General features: G+C 43.4%; 18 protein-coding genes and 1 tRNA gene. 16 read left to right on the top strand and 3 right to left on the bottom strand.

Features of this window, described 5'->3' with window-relative positions:
* Positions 1 to 34: 34 nt before the first annotated feature.
* The 9 genes from pknB (at position 35) to LI114_RS04145 (ending at position 10,047) form a co-directional block, all read left to right on the top strand.
* Positions 35 to 2,179, top strand: a complete 2,145-nt coding sequence (gene pknB, locus LI114_RS04185; RefSeq protein ID WP_227219584.1) for a Stk1 family PASTA domain-containing Ser/Thr kinase — start codon at positions 35 to 37, stop codon at positions 2,177 to 2,179.
* Between the two features lie 5 nt (positions 2,180 to 2,184).
* Positions 2,185 to 3,057 carry a ribosome small subunit-dependent GTPase A gene (gene rsgA, locus LI114_RS04180; RefSeq protein ID WP_227219583.1) on the top strand — a complete coding sequence of 291 codons (873 nt, stop codon included), beginning with the start codon at positions 2,185 to 2,187 and terminating at the stop codon, positions 3,055 to 3,057.
* Positions 3,058 to 3,075: 18 nt separating this feature from the next.
* Positions 3,076 to 3,699 carry a thiamine diphosphokinase gene (locus LI114_RS04175; RefSeq protein WP_227219582.1) on the top strand — a complete coding sequence of 208 codons (624 nt, stop codon included), beginning with the start codon at positions 3,076 to 3,078 and terminating at the stop codon, positions 3,697 to 3,699.
* Positions 3,700 to 3,755: 56 nt separating this feature from the next.
* Positions 3,756 to 3,842, top strand: a complete 87-nt coding sequence (gene spoVM, locus LI114_RS14350) for a stage V sporulation protein SpoVM (protein WP_227219669.1) — start codon at positions 3,756 to 3,758, stop codon at positions 3,840 to 3,842.
* 89 nt (positions 3,843 to 3,931) lie between these two features.
* Positions 3,932 to 4,483: a hypothetical protein gene (locus tag LI114_RS04165; RefSeq protein WP_227219581.1), complete on the top strand. Its 552-nt coding sequence runs from the start codon at positions 3,932 to 3,934 to the stop codon at positions 4,481 to 4,483.
* A gap of 77 nt (positions 4,484 to 4,560) precedes the next feature.
* Positions 4,561 to 4,633 (top strand) — tRNA-Thr (locus LI114_RS04160).
* Between the two features lie 540 nt (positions 4,634 to 5,173).
* Positions 5,174 to 5,554, top strand: a complete 381-nt coding sequence (locus LI114_RS04155; RefSeq protein ID WP_227219580.1) for a hypothetical protein — start codon at positions 5,174 to 5,176, stop codon at positions 5,552 to 5,554.
* A gap of 66 nt (positions 5,555 to 5,620) precedes the next feature.
* Positions 5,621 to 8,758 (top strand): VWA domain-containing protein, encoded by a 3,138-nt coding sequence (locus LI114_RS04150; RefSeq protein WP_227219579.1) that lies wholly within the window; start codon positions 5,621 to 5,623, stop codon positions 8,756 to 8,758.
* Positions 8,759 to 8,880: 122 nt separating this feature from the next.
* The gene (locus LI114_RS04145; protein WP_227219578.1) at positions 8,881 to 10,047 is read left to right on the top strand and encodes a hypothetical protein; all 1,167 of its coding nucleotides are present in this window, start codon (positions 8,881 to 8,883) and stop codon (positions 10,045 to 10,047) included.
* A 524-nt stretch (positions 10,048 to 10,571) separates the two neighbouring features.
* Here the strand turns inward: LI114_RS04145 and LI114_RS04140 are convergent.
* Positions 10,572 to 10,979, bottom strand: coding sequence for a hypothetical protein (locus tag LI114_RS04140; protein ID WP_227219577.1), 408 nt, complete (start codon positions 10,977 to 10,979; stop codon positions 10,572 to 10,574).
* 572 nt (positions 10,980 to 11,551) lie between these two features.
* Between LI114_RS04140 and LI114_RS04135 the strand changes: the two genes are divergently transcribed.
* From LI114_RS04135 to LI114_RS04115, 5 genes are all read left to right on the top strand, one after another.
* On the top strand, positions 11,552 to 11,836 hold the full coding sequence (locus tag LI114_RS04135) for a hypothetical protein (RefSeq protein WP_227219576.1): 285 nt from the start codon (positions 11,552 to 11,554) through the stop codon (positions 11,834 to 11,836).
* 147 nt (positions 11,837 to 11,983) lie between these two features.
* Positions 11,984 to 12,985, top strand: a complete 1,002-nt coding sequence (locus tag LI114_RS04130) for a recombinase family protein (RefSeq protein ID WP_227219575.1) — start codon at positions 11,984 to 11,986, stop codon at positions 12,983 to 12,985.
* A gap of 45 nt (positions 12,986 to 13,030) precedes the next feature.
* Positions 13,031 to 13,333, top strand: coding sequence for a hypothetical protein (locus tag LI114_RS04125; RefSeq protein ID WP_227219574.1), 303 nt, complete (start codon positions 13,031 to 13,033; stop codon positions 13,331 to 13,333).
* A gap of 36 nt (positions 13,334 to 13,369) precedes the next feature.
* Positions 13,370 to 13,621: a DUF4368 domain-containing protein gene (locus LI114_RS04120; protein WP_227219573.1), complete on the top strand. Its 252-nt coding sequence runs from the start codon at positions 13,370 to 13,372 to the stop codon at positions 13,619 to 13,621.
* A 580-nt stretch (positions 13,622 to 14,201) separates the two neighbouring features.
* A complete protein-coding gene (locus tag LI114_RS04115; protein WP_227219572.1) occupies positions 14,202 to 14,735 on the top strand; it encodes a zinc dependent phospholipase C family protein in 534 nt (177 codons plus the stop codon).
* Positions 14,736 to 14,740: 5 nt separating this feature from the next.
* On the opposite strand, the gene LI114_RS04110 is transcribed toward LI114_RS04115, so the two are convergent.
* Together LI114_RS04110 and LI114_RS04105 are read right to left on the bottom strand one after the other, a co-directional pair.
* Positions 14,741 to 17,122 (bottom strand): glycosyl hydrolase family 59, encoded by a 2,382-nt coding sequence (locus LI114_RS04110; protein WP_227219571.1) that lies wholly within the window; start codon positions 17,120 to 17,122, stop codon positions 14,741 to 14,743.
* Positions 17,123 to 17,206: 84 nt separating this feature from the next.
* Positions 17,207 to 18,031, bottom strand: coding sequence for an AraC family transcriptional regulator (locus tag LI114_RS04105; protein WP_227219570.1), 825 nt, complete (start codon positions 18,029 to 18,031; stop codon positions 17,207 to 17,209).
* Positions 18,032 to 18,406: 375 nt separating this feature from the next.
* Between LI114_RS04105 and LI114_RS04100 the strand changes: the two genes are divergently transcribed.
* Entirely contained in the window at positions 18,407 to 18,679 is a 273-nt protein-coding gene (locus LI114_RS04100) for a DUF6809 family protein (RefSeq protein ID WP_227219569.1), read from the top strand.
* Positions 18,680 to 18,689: 10 nt separating this feature from the next.
* Positions 18,690 to 19,106: a hypothetical protein gene (locus LI114_RS04095; RefSeq protein ID WP_227219568.1), complete on the top strand. Its 417-nt coding sequence runs from the start codon at positions 18,690 to 18,692 to the stop codon at positions 19,104 to 19,106.
* The last annotated feature ends 69 nt before the right edge of the window (positions 19,107 to 19,175 follow it).

Here is a 19,175-nt window from a genome sequence, read left to right as displayed (position 1 = left end):
AGGAAAGAAACATAAAGAAACGGAGTTGGAATTTATGAATTATATCGGCACAAAGCTCGATGATCGCTACGAGATAACCGAGCAGATAGGTTCGGGAGGAATGGCGGACGTCTACAAAGCGGTAGACACCGTGGAGAACCGCACCGTAGCTGTAAAGATACTGAAAGATGAATTTTCGCACAACGCGGAATTTCTCCGCAGGTTCAGAAATGAGAGCAAGGCGATAGCCGTACTTTCGCACCCGAACATCGTAAAGATATACGATGTAGGGCTGACGGACGATGTGAAATTCATAGTAATGGAATACATCGACGGCATAACCCTAAAGGACTTTATAGAGCAGCAGGGAGCGCTGCGCTGGAAGGACGCTCTGCACTTCATCACGCAGATACTCCGCGCTCTTCAGCACGCGCACGATAAGGGCATAGTTCACCGCGACATAAAGCCGCAGAACATAATGCTCTTTGAGGACGGCACTATAAAGGTCATGGATTTCGGCATTGCGCGCTTCTCACGCATCGACGGCAAGACGCTTTCTGACAAGACCGTCGGCTCGGTACACTACATCTCGCCCGAGCAGGCAAGAGGCGATATGACCGACGAGCGCAGCGACATCTACTCGGTAGGCGTAATGCTATACGAGATGCTGACGGGCAAGAAGCCTTACGACGCAGATACCCCCGTGGCGATAGCTCTCAAGCATATGCAGGAAGAGTGCGTACCGCCTAGAGATATTATGCCCTCTATACCCGAGGCGTTGGAAGAGATAGTTTTGCACGCGATAGAGAAAGACCCCGCAAGACGTTACCAGTCGGCGGCGGAGATGATACGCGATATAGATACCTTTAAGATGGACCCGACGGTAGTATTCGGCTATAAGGATCAGACCGCGGGCGTGGGCGGCTCTACAAGATATTTCGACCCGCTCATCGACCAGAACGATAACAACTATCAGGATAATCTCGAGAACGATTATGAAGATTATCCCGATGACTACGATGACGAAGATTACGACGACGAGGACGATGACGATGAGGACGACGGCAGAAAGCGCAGCTATGTAGTGCCGATAATGCTCGCCGTGACCGTGGCGGTCGTAATAATCGCTTCGCTGGTAATAGCTTACTACGCTATCTCGAACTTCGGCCCCGGAGCTACCCACACGGGAAATGTTACTATACCGAACTTCGTAGGACAGAACATCGTACAGGTAGAGCAGGAGTACAAGGACAAGCTTGTATTTGAAAAGACTGAGGAATACTCGAACGAGTACGAGGAAGGCATAATCATGTGGCAGAGCCAGACGGGCAAGACCGTTCGCGAAGGCTTTACGCTTCAGGTAACTGTCAGCAAGGGTCAGCGCCTTATCACCGTACCGAACATGGTAAACAAAGACGCCGAGGTAGCACGAAGCGAGATCACCAGCGCAGGCTTCACGCCGATAGTAACTGAGATCTACGACGACAACGTTGCCAAGGGAATGGTAGTAAAGACCGAGCCTGAGGCGGGAACTGAGTACCCCGAGGGCAAGGAAGTAAAGATATTCGTAAGCCAGGGTCCTTTTGAAACACAGGTCAAAGTACCTAACGTAGTAGGCATGACGCAGTCTAAGGCTATCGCAAAGCTGAAGGAGAGCAAGCTGGATTACGAGGTACAGGAGCAGAAGCACGACGGCGACAAGGGCAAGGTAGTAGACCAGAGCGAAGCCGAGGGCACATATGTCGATAGAGGAACTAAGGTAATAATCTACGTTTCCACAGGCGAGACCGACCCGATAGACCTTACGCTGAGAATACCGATGCCGAGCGACGGACTGCATGGCGCGTACACCATCGACGTATTCCGCGACGGCAGCGTGGCTTACACCAAGACCATATCTAACGGCGAGACCGTAATGGGCGGAACTGTAAGCATAGAGATCTCGGGCAAAAAGACCGAAACGCTGATAATCTATATCAGAAACAACGAATCTAACGGATATATCAGATACGCGACCTACAACATCGACTACGATAAGGAAACAATAGAGCTTTCCGGCAGTCTGGCGGAGGACAAGCTGAAGGAGATAACTCCCGCTGAGACCACCACAACGCCGACTCTGCCTGAGGAGAGCATTCCCGATACGCAGCCTGCTGATTCGCAGCCCGACGCGAACTCTAACACAGACCAGCAGTATTGATAAGCATGAACGGGTCAATAATCAAAGCTATCGGAGGCGTCTACACAGTAGAAGCCTCCGACGGCGTATATGAATGTAAAGCGCGAGGCATTTTCAGGAAAAAAGGCGTAAGCCCCATGTGCGGCGACGTGGTGGAATTTTCGACCGAGGACGGCGGAGTTATTGAAAAAATACTGCCGCGAAGGAACGAGCTGGTGCGTCCGCCGCTGGCGAACCTCGACGCGCTGCTTTTTGTGACATCGGTGAAAGAGCCGGGCACGAACTTCCTGCTGCTCGACAAATTCATCGCGATAGCTGAGTACAAGGGGATAGAGCCCGCGGTGGTGATCACCAAGACCGATAAGGGCGACTGCACGCAGATAGCCGAGCCGTACCGCATGGCGGGCATACCCGTGTTCCTTGCGGACAACACCACGGGGCAGGGCAGCGCCGAGGTGCGCGAATTTATACGCGGCAAGCTCTGCGCCTTTACGGGCAACACAGGGGCGGGAAAATCCTCGCTGCTGAACAACATTTTCCCCGAGCTGGAGCTTTCGACGGGCGAGATAAGCCGCAAGCTGGGCAGAGGGCGGCACACAACGCGCCACGTTGAGCTTTTCCCGACGGGCGAGGGCGGGTACATCGCAGATACGCCCGGATTTTCAAGCTTCGACACGAACAGGTACGATATAATCTTCAAGGACAAGCTGGCGGGCTGCTTCCGCGAATTTGCCGAGTACACCGACGACTGCCGTTTTCCCGATTGCAGCCACACGTCTGAAAAGGGGTGTGCGGTGATAGAGGCGGTGAAGCGCGGCGAGATAGCGGCTTCGCGGCACGAAAGCTACAAGGAAATGTACGAGCAGGCGAAGCAGCTAAAAGAATGGGAGCATAAATAAGGAACGGAGGCGTTTTATATGAAACGCTGCATAATATTTACAGGTGGACGCCCCGAGCCGCATTTGCCCGACGGGCTTGAACTCGGGGGCGCGTACATCATCGCTGCGGACAGCGGTTACAAAAACTGCAAGCAACTGGGAGCAGTGCCGAATTTAGCTGTCGGTGACTACGATTCGCTGAATTTCGTGCCCGATGACTGCGAGCACATCACATATCCCTGCGAGAAGGATGACACCGACCTGATGGCGGCGGTGCGGGAAGCGCTGCGGCGCGGCTGCGGGGACATCACGATACTGGGCGCGATGGGCGGCAGGTTTGACCACACTTTCGCGAACGTGCAGGTGCTGGCTTTCATAAATAGCGAGGGCGCGCGCGGACGCATACTGAGCTGCGGCGAGGAGATAATGCTCGCGGGCGCGGGGAAATACAGCGTGGCGCGGCGCGAGGGCTATTCTCTTTCGCTTTTCGCATACACGCAGCAGGTGCGCGGACTGACGCTGAGGGGCGTGAAGTACTCGCTTGAAAACGGCGAGATCAGCGCAAATTTCCCCATCGGCATCTCGAACGAGATAACCGCCGAGCGAGCGGAGATCAGCTTCACCGAGGGGCTACTGCTGATAGTGCAGAGCAGGCTGGAGTAGCAAAACGCGGCGCGGGCGCATAGTATGAAATACATCAAAACAGGGAGGTATTTCGTATGAAGGTAGTAGTTGTAAAAAGTCCCAGACTTTTAGCGCCAATGCTGCGGATGATATTCAGGATAAAAAAGGAAAACGCGCAGTAGCGATACATAGCCGTGCGGCGGAGAGATCTGCCGCGCGGTTTTTGCATTATCGGGCGGGCGGCGGCATAAGATATACGGGGGGTGGCGGCGTGCTGGAAACGAAAGTCGGCGGGGTGCGGGTAAGTTTTTGCTTCGGATTTTTCGCTGTGGTGATGTTCACATTTTTCGCGGGCGGCGGCGGCTCGGCGGGGATATTCGCGGCGCTGCTTGGGTGCATACTGCACGAAGCGGGGCATTTCGCGGCAATGTGTCTGCTCGATCAACCGCCCGAGCGGGTCTGCTTTTACGCGGGCGGCATCAAGATAGTGCCGCGGTGGGGTCTGCTGAGCAGGCGGCGCGAGGGGGCGATACTGGCGGCGGGGTGCGCGGTGAATTTTCTTCTGGCGTGGCTTTCGCACATGGCGGGTCTGCGGGAATTTTGCGCGGTGAACGCGGCGCTCGGGGCTTTCAATATGCTGCCGTTCGCGCATTTCGACGGCGGCAGGCTGGCGGCGCTGTATTTCAAGGAGGGCGCGCGGCGGGCGTTGGCGTGGGTATGTTTCGCGGGGATATTCGCGCTGGCGGCGTACTCGGGGCAGATAAGCCCGGCGGCGCTAGCGGTGCTGATATTCGCGGCAATCTCGGAAGCGGCAATGCGATGAGCAAATGTAAAAAAACTATTAAAGCACTTGACGAGAGAAAAAAATTGTGATAAAATGATAATGTTAATGTTATATTTGCTGATATGGCTCAGTTGGTAGAGCAGCGCATTCGTAATGCGCAGGTCGTCGGTTCGAGTCCGACTATCAGCTCTCTTTGAAACCCCTGCTTGAACGTTTTTGAGCGGGGGTTATTATGTTGTTGCTTTTATTTCAAGAAATTAAATATCTATCTGAAAACATCAATAAATCGTTTCTGTTTATATTTGTCGCTAAATGTCGCTACGTGTCGAACGTATGTGTTACGTTGCATAATAAATTTATATATTTTTGTAGCATATAACAAACTTTTAGTTTTTGTATTTTTTTTTATTAAATAATGTTGCTTTTGTCTTTAAAATGTTTTATAATTGTTAATATAAAGCTTATTTTAACTTATAAGTTTTATTGTGAATTCAAAAAAAGAAATATGGAGGGAAAAGATATGTTCAAACTCAAAACAAAGTCACGGCTCAAGCGAACGCTATCCGGAGTACTGGCTTTAGCTATGACAGCAAGCTAGCCTCGGTCATTCCTGCGTCTGCCGAGGAAATCTCTAGGTATCCTTATGCGATTTTTGCGGCTGATGAATCCGCAGGTATTGCTGTCAATACAGATTATTTTACACTTAATGGCAGTGCATATACAAACGGCGTGTTTTCGACAACCGCTCAGTATCCCAATATCAACGGCACTGTTACAGATTATGACGATATTGAAGATAATACGGAGGGAGAAGAAACCGAAGATGTATTTGACGTCAACAAGGATATGATACTCATTCATACCAAGCTTGCAGACAAATATTTCACCGAAAACTGTGATACATACGACGAGGACTTCACATATTCCGATATGAATTTGAATATAAATGATCCGATCTATGTAACGGGCAGACTGAATTTAGACGGTAATATCAGCCTGAATAACGCTGTCGGAGCAGTTTCAGACGTTGATCTTTCCGGCGGAAATCTCAACGGCAACAACACGGTTATCTATTCAAAATTCGGTGATATTGACATCTCAAACAGTTAGGCTTCGGTAAACGGACTGATCTATGCTCCATTTGGAACTGTTACCATAGACTGCGACAACTTCAATATGAACGGACTTATCATTGCGCAGAATGTTGTTATCGACGGCTACGGAGCTAATATCAATTACAGCAGTTCGTGGGCTGATTTGGTCGGCACTGAAAGCGAAGAACTTAGTTGGACATTTGATGACTGGCAGTATCTTGCCGATACAGACGATGACGGTCTGCCAAATCTTATCGAAAAGGAAATAGGCTCTGATCCTTATAATCCCGATACGGACGGTGATAATCTTCCTGACGGGTACGAAGCGTTAACGCTTGGAACCGATCCAACAAAGCCTGATACCGACGAAAACGGTGTGTCAGATTATGATGAAGATTTTGACAATGACGGACTTTCTAACGGACAGGAATATGAGCTTGGCACAGGGCCTTACAATGAGGATACCGACGGCGACGGTCTTAAAGACGGAGAAGAGATCAACACTTACGGGACTGATCCGCTTAAGGTTGACACCGATGAAGACGGGCTTGAGGACGGCGACGAGATCTACTTTGAAACTGATCCTTTGAATCCCGATAGCGATGGCAACGGCATTTCCGACGGCGATGAAAAGCGTTTACAGACATTTATTCATGAAGTCGAAAACGATGATTGTGCCGTTACAGAAGTCCGTGTATCTATGGAGGGTACGGGAAATCTTCAAAAGACAACAACCGTTGAGAGCATTATGAATAAGGATATACTCTGCTCTGATGTTGTCGGTCTTGTGGGTGAGCCTTTCTCGATAGAAACGACTTCCCAGTTTGATAAAGCTACGCTTACTTATGTGGTGGATAAATCCAAACTTGGAGATACCGAGTTTGACAATCTGCTGTTTTTATGGTATGATGAAGAAAATTATAATTTTGTTGAGCTGGATACCTTGCTTGATGAGGAGAATTCTACTGTAAGTGTGGATGTAAGTGTGGAGACTACGCACTTTAGTAAATACATGATTGTTAATAGGGAAGAATGGTATAAGGCATGGTCTACTGAGTTATATCCAAGTTTTTATGACCATATTCCAATCGGATTAAGTACAGTATTAGTTATCGATTGTTCAGGTAGTATGCAATATAACGATCCCTATGAAGCAGGCAGAAAGAAAGCTGCTGAATCGTTTATCAATGTTCTAAGAAATAAGGATAATGTAGCTATTATAGCTGAAGATAGCGTTCCACAGATACTTTGTAATTTTACTTCTGTAAGTCAAAAAACCACATTATTAAACTCGCTGAATAAGATTTATTCTATCGGAGGCAATAATTTTGACGCATCAATAAATGAATCAATACGTTTACTAAAGACACAGACCGGTGCTCCTAAAAAAATGATTATATTTATGTCTGATGGTGGATGTAGTGTTTCTGATTCATATTTAAAAACCGCAGATAATTTGGGAATTCCAATTTACACTATTGGTTTTGGCAACGGTTCTGACGATAGAATTCTTGAACATATGGCAAATATGACACACGGCGAATTCTATAAAGCCATTACGACTAATGATTTAGCGGATATTTATTCAAAAATTGCTCTTGACACCTTCTTTGATACAGAAGATACGGACGATGACGGCTTGTATGATGTATTTGAATTAGCTGGTATACGAGTTCAGAACGGACAGATAGTTCATACCAGATACGATCTGCCCGATACTGACCATGACGGATTAGAAGATGGTGTTGAAATTGAACCTGTACCGATTTATAAGACTATTATAATGGATCACAAAGAGCAGGAAGTAACTGCTGGTTATTATTTTATAATGAATTCTAACCCTGAAAGTAATGACGATTCAGATGGTGATGGATATTCGGATATTGAAGATCCTTATCCTTTGGATAAACCTGACGTTTTAGGCGATAAATATGATTTTCTTGATGGAGAGACATATTATCTTGCTAAAATGGTAGGTATTTATCCAGAATACTATATGGATGTAAAAGACAACTCCACTAACGCAGGGGCGCCTTTGATAATGTATAATTATACAGGTAACAATAATCAGAAATTTAAGTTTGAATGGTGCGATGCCGGATATAAAATTCATGCCTTGAATAATGAAAAATTGGTATTGACCCTAAACTTAAATGATGACGGAAGTTATTCTGTATTTATGGGCAATGACTTAAACTTGCAGGGACAAATATGGGAAGTACTACCTTATAATAACGGTGCTAAAGGATTGCTTGGCGAAAATGGTCTGGTGATACGCTCAAAAGTTTTGTATTATGAAAACAACGATACTATAGGTAAACCTTTATACTTAAGCTATAAAAACAATCAAATTTCAGTATCAACAGATAGAATAAATAATGCAAGATTTATGACTTGTGCTATTGCTGATTGGACGAGGTTTGGCGATGCTTATATGCAGTATGTTGGCTGGACTTATACTTCTAATGATAAAATCAATAGAGCCATGAAAAATTACACGAATAATACCAAAATTGGTCTTAAAAAATATGGCGATGATAAAAATATATATTTTTATAACGAAAAGATGCTAGTTATTAATCAATCCAACGGAAATTTTTCAGATGATGGTGGATTAATGTTTGCAGATGTGCCTATGCATGGAGTAATATGCGAATTAATGGCAGCCTTTAATGCAGCAACATTAGCTGGTGAAAATGTTAACTTTTTCAAAACCGCAGCAGAGTTTGAATATAATGCTTTAGTTTTAGATATAGTTACTGGTGGATTATTTTCCAATAAAACCGATTATTTAAAAGATGGTTTTTATGGTAGTAACCCGGATAAAGTATCGGATTGGCTAGACTCTCTCAACCTAACATATAAAACTTACAAGAACCCTAAAATTGGTGATTTAGAATATGCATTTGATTTTGGCAATGCTTTAGCTCAAGAAATGGATAGCGAGTTTACAAATGGTAATGTTGCTTATTTTTCATATAAGTACGAAAGTTCAATTGAGTTAGGAGCATTCGCAAAAGTTGTCACATATCAAAAACAGCATTCTGTTGCTGGAATAAAAGATGATAACTCAGGTATGATAGCGACATTTAATAGATACAGCAACTATACTGAAGCACAACACAATGATGGAAATACGACCTACTTTAATTCTATTGATGAAATCGCGAATAAAGAGGGTTGTATTTTTGATGTGGGTTATTTAATACAGAAAAAATAAGGTTTTATTTCAGCGTTTCAATATGATAATTTAGCAGGCTGATTTACATTAACATTTTGCCAATCAGCCTGTTTTATTTCATTAATAGGTGCTTTTGTGAAATCAGAAATTTGAGGATTATTATGAGAAAAAAATATAGAAAAAATATGATTGCGTTTCCGCTAATATTTATAATTATCGGCTTACTTATTTTAAGACATTTATTCACAAATCAGGGCGATATTAGTATCCATGTTAAAGATAATTATTCTCATGCTTGTCATGTTAAAGATTTAATTGTTTATCTTGACTCTGATGGAATCTATTGTAAAAATTCAAAAGGAAATATAGATAAAATATGTAATATCTCTATTGCAAAAACTTCTACTGTAACAGCCGACGAGGAATTTATATTCTTTTCTCCCTCAGTTGATTCTAAAAAAATATTTCAGCTCGACTATTTTGGTAATGTTATTAAAATACATAACATATCACATAGTATTTACGATATGTATTTCGTCGATGACATATTATATGTTCTTAATTATTCCGATATTAATATGCGTTATGACATAAAAGCATATAGTAGTGTTGATGATATGAAAATAATTGATTTAGATAAATGCCCATATGACTATAATATAACTGTTGAAAAAAATTTTTTTTCTGCCAATATACAAATTATCAATAACCGCAATCATTGTTACTTGAAAATAACTGATAAAAATGAAAAAACAGTTTTTTGCAATGTATATAATAAGAAGAATGCAAAACAGATTTTTTTATCTAAAACTGATATGACAGCATCTTTATATGATAATAAATTGATATTGTTTCCGCTAAAATCAGGGAAATTAAACAACTATTATATAATAAATATAGATAATGGTAAAGTCGTAGAATCCGGGACAACTTTTAATATTGATTATTCATATCAGCCGATTAAACAATCTGATAAATATTTAATTATCATAGCACAGTATTCACATTACGCAAAAGGATTTACAGATAATGTATCTGAACAAATTGACGGTGACAGAATTATTTTATGGAATTATGAAACATCACATTTTGAAGAAAAGAAAACTAAAAATCACGAAAGAATCATTTATGCCAACTCCCAAAAAGCAATAACCTATTATAAAGGTAAATATCTGACATATTCGCTTGAGGATTGGAGTCTTATTAAAAAGCAGTCAGTTGATGAGATCAAAGAAGGCGGTTCGTACACTTTTGAATCCTGCGGTGACTACATTTTCGTATTTGATGATAATTATGATAAACTATTGAATACTATCAGCATAATGTAAGTTATTTTAATTGACCGTTGTACAGACTAAAAATCTGTGCAACGGCCTTTTCTCAAATATGTAATTGAAAAAATGCAAATAATATCTTATTTGATGATTGCATTACGGCTAAAAATTGCATACTCGTTTTACAAACAAACACGCAATTGATATAATATTAAATTGAAATAACACTTACATACATTAAGCAAACACTTTTAAAGTTTAGAACCCGTACATATTTAAGGCACAATTACATAGCAGAGTGATGAGTGTATCCTCTTGCGTAAATCTTGAAACTGAAAATATGTACAGTTTTTTTGTTTGACTATAATAATTGCGATACCCTCCGTATCACAGAGAGATACCTTGAAGATAACATACTAAGTAATATTAATATAGCAGAAGAAAGAATGTATGCATACTCGCTACTCAGAAAAGAGGTCGTTAGGTGCGTAACGAAACGGAGCATCAGAAAAAAACAATCCGATTGTTGTTTTTCATTCTTCTGTTATGAGAATGAGCTTTTCAAGTAGGAAAAGCTATCAGAGCGTGACAGTAGTGACAGTAAAAACGGCAGCGGAGTTACTGTCAACAGGCTGATTCAAAAAGTCTGAAAACACTTGTAAAACCTTGCTTTTCAAGGTGTGACGGTAAAAATTGAAACGTATTTTTACTGTCAACATTTCAAAGTTACTGTCAACCAAAATCGGCGAACGTGGGCAACGTGTGGGCGTAACTGTTCCGTCGGGTAAGTTTAGCAAAAGCAACTGAAAACCCGACACAAGCGATTTGTGAGCCGATGTGGGCGATAACAAAAGCAAAATCGGTTTGTCAGTTGAAATAGCTGATTTAAGCAATTCGTCAATCTGCACAAATCTCCGATATGCAGCAGTTAAAGCAAAGTGAAATATTTCAGAGCAGGTTAAAGTCATGGCGTCTGAAGCCGCCATGACCCTCACAACGGACAGCAAAGCTGACCGCAAAAACGCCGAAATTACGACGTTTCAGAGTAGGTCTTGTGCATATTGTCAGCGGTCGCCTCATGGGGTCGTAAATGATAAATCGGTCGGCTAAAGGGGTCGCAAACGAGAAAAAGTGCGGTACATCGGCGTGTTTACAGGGGTTGTTGCAGGAGTCAGTCAGAATATAAATTAAGTATCGCCGTACTTGACAAAAACTTTCTAAAATGATATACTAAAAACAGAACGACAGCGTTCAACATAAAATGAAAATCAAATAGTGTGCCTATCACTTACATAAAATATTTAAACTCAGAGCGTCAAGCTCGTACATATTATCAGGCACGATGTAAAGCAACGGGATAGTTGTATCCTTTCGCCAAATCGTGAAACTGAAATGTGTACGAGTTTTTTGTTTTGATGAGCAGCTTGAATTTGATCTTACTCAGGCGGTGTAATGTTTCAAGACGAACAAAAATTTACATGAAAGGACTGTTTAAAATGATCGGACAGAAAATCACAAGCAAAACAACCCGAATGACATCAAGGAGGACGATAATTGAATGCAAAAAAAGAACATCGGTAAAGTTTACAAACGAGAATACAATCTTGACAAGGCTCTGTGCGAGAGCGATCCCAAAGTGCAGTCACTGGAGTACACCGACCACTACATCAACGGCGTGACATACCGAGTGTGGTCGGCGTTCGAGGGTAAAACAAATGCCGCCGACAGCCTAAGCGGACTGATGCTGCGAAAGCTTGAGTCGGGTGAGCAGGTCGGAGAGGTCGTCGACGAGTTTAAAGAGGGAATAAAGCGTGTGAGTAATTGCTCCTTAGTTACAATGTGAAAATTTATCAAACGGACTTAGTAACATTCAACAAATGTTTTTACGGACAGCGGATTTTACTGGCTTTTCGGAGATCGTTGTGATATACTTTTGTTGCGGAAAATACCGCAGAAGCTTATTAAATCCGCCGCCGGGAAAGGAGTTATTATGAAAAAACAGCAGAATTACAAGGCGGCGCTCTATTGCAGACTTTCGGTCGATGACGGGAACTACGGCGGAAGTGTATCGATCGAAACTCAGAAGATTTTGCTTGAGCAGTACTGCAAAGGCCATAAAATCACAAACTACAATTTCTACTGCGACGACGGCTGCAGCGGAACAAATTTTGACAGACCGTCATTTCAAAAAATGCTTTCGGACATCGACGAGGGTAAAATTGATCTTGTTATCGTTAAAGACCTCTCACGATTTGGACGTAATTACGTTGAAACAGGTATGTATGTTCAGCGATTTACGGAGCGCAATATTCGTTTTATTGCCGCGGACGATAACTATGATTCCCTTACAAACGGTGACGATCTGCTCTTCCCTATCAAAAATGTGGTGAACGAAATGTACGCCCGTGACGTTTCAAAAAAGACAAAAGCGGCGAAAAAAGCGAAGGCAAAAGCAGGACAGTTCATAGGTTCAAAGGCTCCGTTTGGTTACAAAATTGACCCGAACGACAGACATCATCTGATTATTGACAATCCTGCCTCTGAGGTAGTCCGCAGAATTTTCAGGCTTGCTTCGGAAGGTATTGGCTACAACAAAATGGCTAAGAGTTTTCGGGAAGAAAAGGTATTGACGCCTATTGCATATTTTAATCTCAACAATCCCGACTACTTCAAGTCGGACTACTGGCGAAAGAAATTTGACTGGCACGTTACTTCTATCCGTGCGATACTGGATAATGAAGTGTATCTCGGAAAGTTGGTTTACGGCAAAAAGCGAAATAAATCCATGAAAAGCAAGGAGAAAGTCAGCAATCCGAAAGAGGACTGGATCGTTGCGGAAAATTGCCACGAGCCAATTATCACGCACGAATTATGGAATACGGTTCATAAGATTTTAAACTCTAAACACCGTCCTGCTAAAACAGGAGAAATTCAGATGTTTGCGGGACTTCTTTACTGCTCAGACTGCGGTCACGCACTCACCTATTCTTAGAAAAAGCACAAGGACGGCAGTTACCACGGAGCATATTCTTGCTGGATGTACAAGACTCACGGGAAAGAATACTGCGCCTCGCACAACATTACTTTTGATAATATCTATAATCTGGTGCTGATAGACATTCAGCGGAATCTGTTTCGATATCGTCAAGACACTGATAAATTTAAGTCGCTTTTAAGCCGTAAATATCAGTCAGACTCGGAAAAACAGGCAAAACAACTCAAGTCGGACTATGAGAGAAAACAGAAACGCTGTGAGGAGCTTGACAAGATCATAAGCAGACTTTACGAGGACAACGTGCTTGGTAGGATAAGCGATGAGAGGTACGAATCCATGTCGTAGAGCTACGAGTCGGAGCAAGCGGAGATACGCAGATTATTGCCCGAGCTTAAATCCCAAATCAACGAGCTGAAAAAACAGTCCGACTGTGCGGACAACTTCATCAATGTTATCAAGAAATACACCATAATTGACAAGCTGGACGCATCCATTCTGAACGAGCTGATTGACAAGATAGTTGTTCATCACAGGGAGAAAACCGAGGACGGCAGTACGTTTCAGCAGATCGAAATCTACTACAGATTTGTAGGTAAGCTCACAGCTGGAAATGAACTGTCCGAAGCGGCGTAAATGCCGATTTTACGGCGGTTACACACAAAAATTAAAATATGATTTGACGTCGCTTTATCTACAGCCCTTGGTCGTCGGTTCGAGTCCGACTATCAGCTCTCTTTGAAACCCCTGCTTGAACGTTTTTGAACGGGGGGTTATTTGTTAATGTGGAAAAAATTATGAAAGCGGCTAAGAGGTGGATTTTGACAATTTAATACTAAAATTAAACCCCCGCAGACCACGCGCCTACGGGGGTTTTTATGCAAATATTTGTTTTACCTCAAACTGCCATGCCGAGCAGTGCAGCGATACTGACAATTATCTCGGCTGAAATGAGCAGACCATTTAATCCTATAAATGGAATCTCTAGGTGGAACAGGCATGAGTGTATTGAACAACGAGAGATGCTGCTGATAATGCTGAAGTGAAATTATAAAATATGAAAAATCGACGTAATTGTGCGGTAAATTGCTAATGATTTTTAGGCAAATATGCTTGATTTAATATATGTACAAAATTATAACGAGAATTATTTACAATTTTCAGGATATAATAAGTGCAGATAACTGAAATCAAGACGATCATCGGGAGGCAACTTATGAAAACAAAGACACATTTTCTCATCGCAAAGATCGCGGCAATTCGTGCGGGACTTAATTCAGCAGAGCAGCTGGTATTCTCACTGGGAGCAGCCGCGCCAGACCTGCTGCCAACGCAGTTTTTGCATCCGCATTTTTACCAAAGTTCGGCAAAATATGTCTTTCGGCGGCTGATGAGGCTGGAAAATAAAAGCACATTTTTGGCGCTTTTTCAGCTTGGCGAGATGGCGCACTACGTCTGCGATTTCTGTTGTGCAGTACACTCGGATGGCAAAATTGGAAATATCAGAGAGCATATTGGCTATGAATTGCGCCTGCAAAAGTATTTTATTGATAACTATTCTAAACTAATGAGTGCGGTCAATAAGCACAATAAATATCAATCATTGGAGAAGGTAATTGATGAATATTTGAACGGAGAAGATAAGGGATATTATCGCGACATTTGCAGCGCGGTTCATGCAAGTATTGCGGTATGCCGGCTTTACGAACGTGCAACCGTTAGACGGCGTACCGCTAATGCAAATATATGAAACAGTTATTGGTATACCTCTGCACCGTCAACATAAAAGTCACCTGAGATAACTTTTATCGCAACAGTGTGCTCGCCTTCCGATAGATCAAACGCTCGGCAGGTAATAGCTCTTTCCTTTGATCTTGCTGGAGTTATAAGCATTTGTTCACCGTCGTCAATGGTCATTTCTACTTGCGATGTTCCGATTTGCGCTCCCATTATTCCAAAGCCACTGCCTGTGAATTTGAAGATAAGGCTATCTCCAACAGTGCCTTTGGAAAGCGTACGCTTGTAATTTTTGAAACTGCTCATTAGTTCGTGCTCCCAGTTGCCGAAGTACTCAAATCGCATATCGGTATCGTCAAAACGCTCGGCATAAGTGTAAGCATCGTCAGATCCAAGCGGTTCAATTGCAAGGTTTTTGAATGAATTTTTGTTATATGAACTATACAAAGCTGCACGTCCTGCACTTGCAATCGAAAGCGAACTGGGAACTCTGTATTCAATTACCAACTGATTTCCGACATATGCTCGCAATAAATCATGCAGAATTAACAGTGTAAGTCTGCCAAAAATGGAAACGAATCCACTCGCAATTATGCTGTCGTCATACATCAATTTCCAATTTTTCGATTCGTAAAGCCGCAGAGAATATCCGCTCATTGCGTCGCAGGCAAGAATGTGGCGCAGTCCGATGCCGACGTAGTTGCTCTCGGGCGCGTCTGACGATGCAAATTCCACGTCTGCCGAAACGGAATAGTCGAACCAGCGGTCGTCACCGAGAGTTGTGGTCGGCTCGGGGGTGTAGCCCCACTCATTCGCGCGCATTTCCTGCGTGATCTGCTGAACAAGAGCGCCGTTTTCGACTTCAAATGCGCCGCCTTGGTCGGTCGTATAGAGTGGAGCGCCGCCGCGACCATGCAGAAAACTGGCTGGCTTGTCAGAATAACGAAAATCATCTCGATAAGGCAATGCAAAAATTTCATTTGACGAATTTTGAATAGGCTTAGTGAACTTCGGCTCAAGCGTTGTGATCGTGACAATAGACATCGGCTGTATTGTTACATCAAACTTAGTCAATTTATCACTGGTTGTGGTGGATATTATGCCCTCTTTAACAAAGAATTTGCTGTCAAAAGGTTTAGACATATCGCTCACTCCGCGAGTTTCCCAGACGTTTAGGGGCTTATTTTCTGTTCTTATTCCATTTACTGTAAAAGTATACTTGATCGGTTGCTGTAAAGTATTGGTTACAACGATAGAATAATCCTTAAAATCCGGACTAACGGTGGTCAGATAGCTGAATTTTACATCGACCATTGCGTGACCGTCGCCGCCTACAACGCCGTCACAGAAGCAAGCATTTTTGATAAATCTCCACCCTTTAGGAATAAATTGTGAAAAATGCAGTGCTGTATAAAACCCATTTTCAAGAATAAAATTACCATTCCATGGTTTATATGCTGTAACAAGCGACTTATGGCAATAACAAACACCATCGTAATAGGCAGAAATGACGGGCTGATACTCGTGCAGTGTCATTTTACCCTGCGGATACATCGCGATAACGCGGTTTGCGATGTCGAGCGCGCCGTTTATACCGCTCAGCCCCGATTTGTTAAAGCGCCTCACGCCCTCAGCATACGCCATAGGCGAGCTGGCTTCGCTAAACCAAAGTTCTTTACCATTTTTGCTGGCAATTACCTGCGCACTTTCCGTTGAGCGGCTTGTGTAGTGGCTGCCAATAACGTCAACTGCTTCCATAAGTTCACTGTCTTGAAGCATATTGTCAGCAAAATTCCAAGTGCAGACCTCTTCACCGCCGACTATTTTGATCTTTGAAAAGTCGTAGGGGCAGTTTATTTCGCCACGCAGGCTCGCCGCAAGGTATTTCACCCACTCAAGATCCGCGCCGCGCTCGTTTTGTACCGCGCTAACATAATCAAATTTAAGACCGTAAGTCTCGTATGCCGCGATCAGCGTGCGCTTATACCACTCATAACGTGCTTCGAAAACGTTTTCGGAATCGCTGACCCAACGCGGCTCGCTCCACCAAAGCATATCCAGCGTAAGATCGGGGTTGATTTTTTTCGCATCGGCGGCTAGTTGAAAGCCTGCACCGCGAGTAATGTCAGGCTTTTCCTCGGCTGATCGCATAACGCAGGGCTCGGTACCCGATGACGAATTAACATCGCTGCCCATTTCAACCTTTAAATGGCTCACACACAAGCCGCTTTTGCCGAACGTCAACTCCATGATCTTCCAATATGAATCGGGGGACTGCGCTTTGTAGTCGAGCATCAGCCGCGATGAGTTGTTCGCGCTGACCATTCCTGTGCCGCGCCAGCGCATATTTTCGCGCATATCGGCGTCGGCAGCGTCTATAAAAACATTTCTTTCCAGCATGATGACCTCCGTTTTTTATAATTATACACCTTGCGTGCGGACTGGTCAAGCTAAATTTTTTTGCATATTATTATGATTTTAGCATTAAAGCATTGCGCAGCCTTTGGCGCGCCGATAATCGCGCGGAGATATGCCCTCTATTCGGCGAAAAACTATGCTGAAATAATTTCGATCGGGGTAGCCTACCTGTCTGCCTATCTCGGCGATCTCAAGCGAGGCGTTTATCAGCAGCGATTTTGCGGCGGCAATGCGACGGTTGGCAATGTACTCGAGCGGACGCATAGACGTGCGCATTTTGAACACGCGGCAGAAGTGCTGCACCGACACTCCCGAAAGCTGTGCCAGCTGTTCAACTTGAATATCATTTGCATAATTTTGCTCAATATACATTATTGCGCGTGAAGTTATGTCGCCTAGATCTGTCGTACTTTTGTCGCCTGACAGCATTGCCGTGCGCATTGCCATGATGATCTCGTACAGTAATGCAGAAGCATTTTCACCTTGATTTATAGGGTTTTCAGCGCATGAATAAAGACGATTGAACATACTTATAGATCTCGGCATATCAAGCTCATTTGTTTTGTTGAAACTTGAAAATCCCATTTCAAGCATAAGCTGGTCTGCATATTTTCCGCGAAAAACCAGCCAGCGTGTGCACCATTCATCGTCTGATGGATAATACTCATGCGCAGTTTTTGGCGCAAGATAAAAGGCATTGCCGCGTTGTTGCGCGTAAGTTTCTCCTCCGATTTTAAGCACGCCTTTGCCTTTTTCGGTAAAAAGAAATTGGTGTGACGTAAGCCCATTCTCGCGGACGGCGTGATATTCGGGGTCGGAAATGCCGATTCCCGCGAGGTAGAAGGGAAGAGTCGTTTGCCGTGCAAGTACGGGGTAGATTAATCTTGTCATTTGCATCGCTCCTTTATTATTATTTTAGCATAAATTATGGGAAAATGCAATAGCGCATAAATAAAAAATCGCCCTGCCAAAAACAGAGCGATCTTTGATATGCAATAATTTGAAATTATCTCTTTGAGCTAAGTAGTATCGTTTCACTTACTTTTGCTGTTTTTCAAAAAGCGCCGAAATTACGATAAAATCTGCAATTCAGAGCAAACGCTCTTGTTGTAAATTTCAAGTTCTATCGTAACTTGGTTCAACTTTGTTGAACAAAAGTTGAACTGACGGACATGACAATCTCGTCGGTATTCAGAGAATGAAAACTATAATAATCGTGGCGAGGAGAAGCGTTATCCCTCACCCTACCAAATGGAGGTATCTATTATGAGTAGAAATATTCTCGATGAACTTTACGATTATGACCTGTTCCACCTGACCGAGATCGAAGATATGGACGGTTCATACAAGGCTGCCCTCGACAGGCTTGTCAAGGCAGAAGTCGAACTAAAAAAAGCCTATCCCGTTAATGACGAAATCCTCGATGAGTACCAGTCAGCGGATATTGAACTGCATAATCTCTCCAACCGCAATGAGTTCCGCAAGGGCTTCAAGGTCGGCGCACAGCTCGTCCTTGAAATGATAAAGCCCATAAAGTGAGGTGGACGGTATGAGCAGATATAAAAGCGAACATACCGCATACAGCCCACTGAAAAAGAAATACGTTCCGCTGTGGAAGCTTGACACTAACACTGTTACCGTCACCCACTTCAACGCCGATACGCAGACCGAGGAGAGCAAGACCTACAACACCGACTTCATCAGGTATCATCTTCATTTCTCTGACAGCCATTGTCCCGACAGGCTTCGCAGGCTCGTTAATGAAGGGAAAATCATGAAGTACCTTGATGATATGGAACTGAAAGTCAATGATGTTATCTCCCGTCAGGTGGAGCTTTGGAAGCAGACCGACAGTTGTTATCAGAAAGCTGTTTTCGCAAATGATGCTGAGAAAATGCTCGGTCTTGAAAACTGCTTCATAAGTATGGCGAGAGAAGCGGTGTTTGAGTGTATGGTTTATATTTGAGGATCAACGGCTGTGAGTCTGAATACCCAACCGTGTAAATGACAATAATACCCACAAAGAAATTTGGAG

It is taken from the genome of Ruminococcus sp. 210702-SL.1.03 (assembly GCF_020559915.1).
Taxonomy (GTDB): domain Bacteria; phylum Bacillota; class Clostridia; order Oscillospirales; family Ruminococcaceae; genus YE71.
Note: the sequence above shows the minus strand (reverse complement) of the source record. Positions and strands in the feature narration are given on the sequence as shown.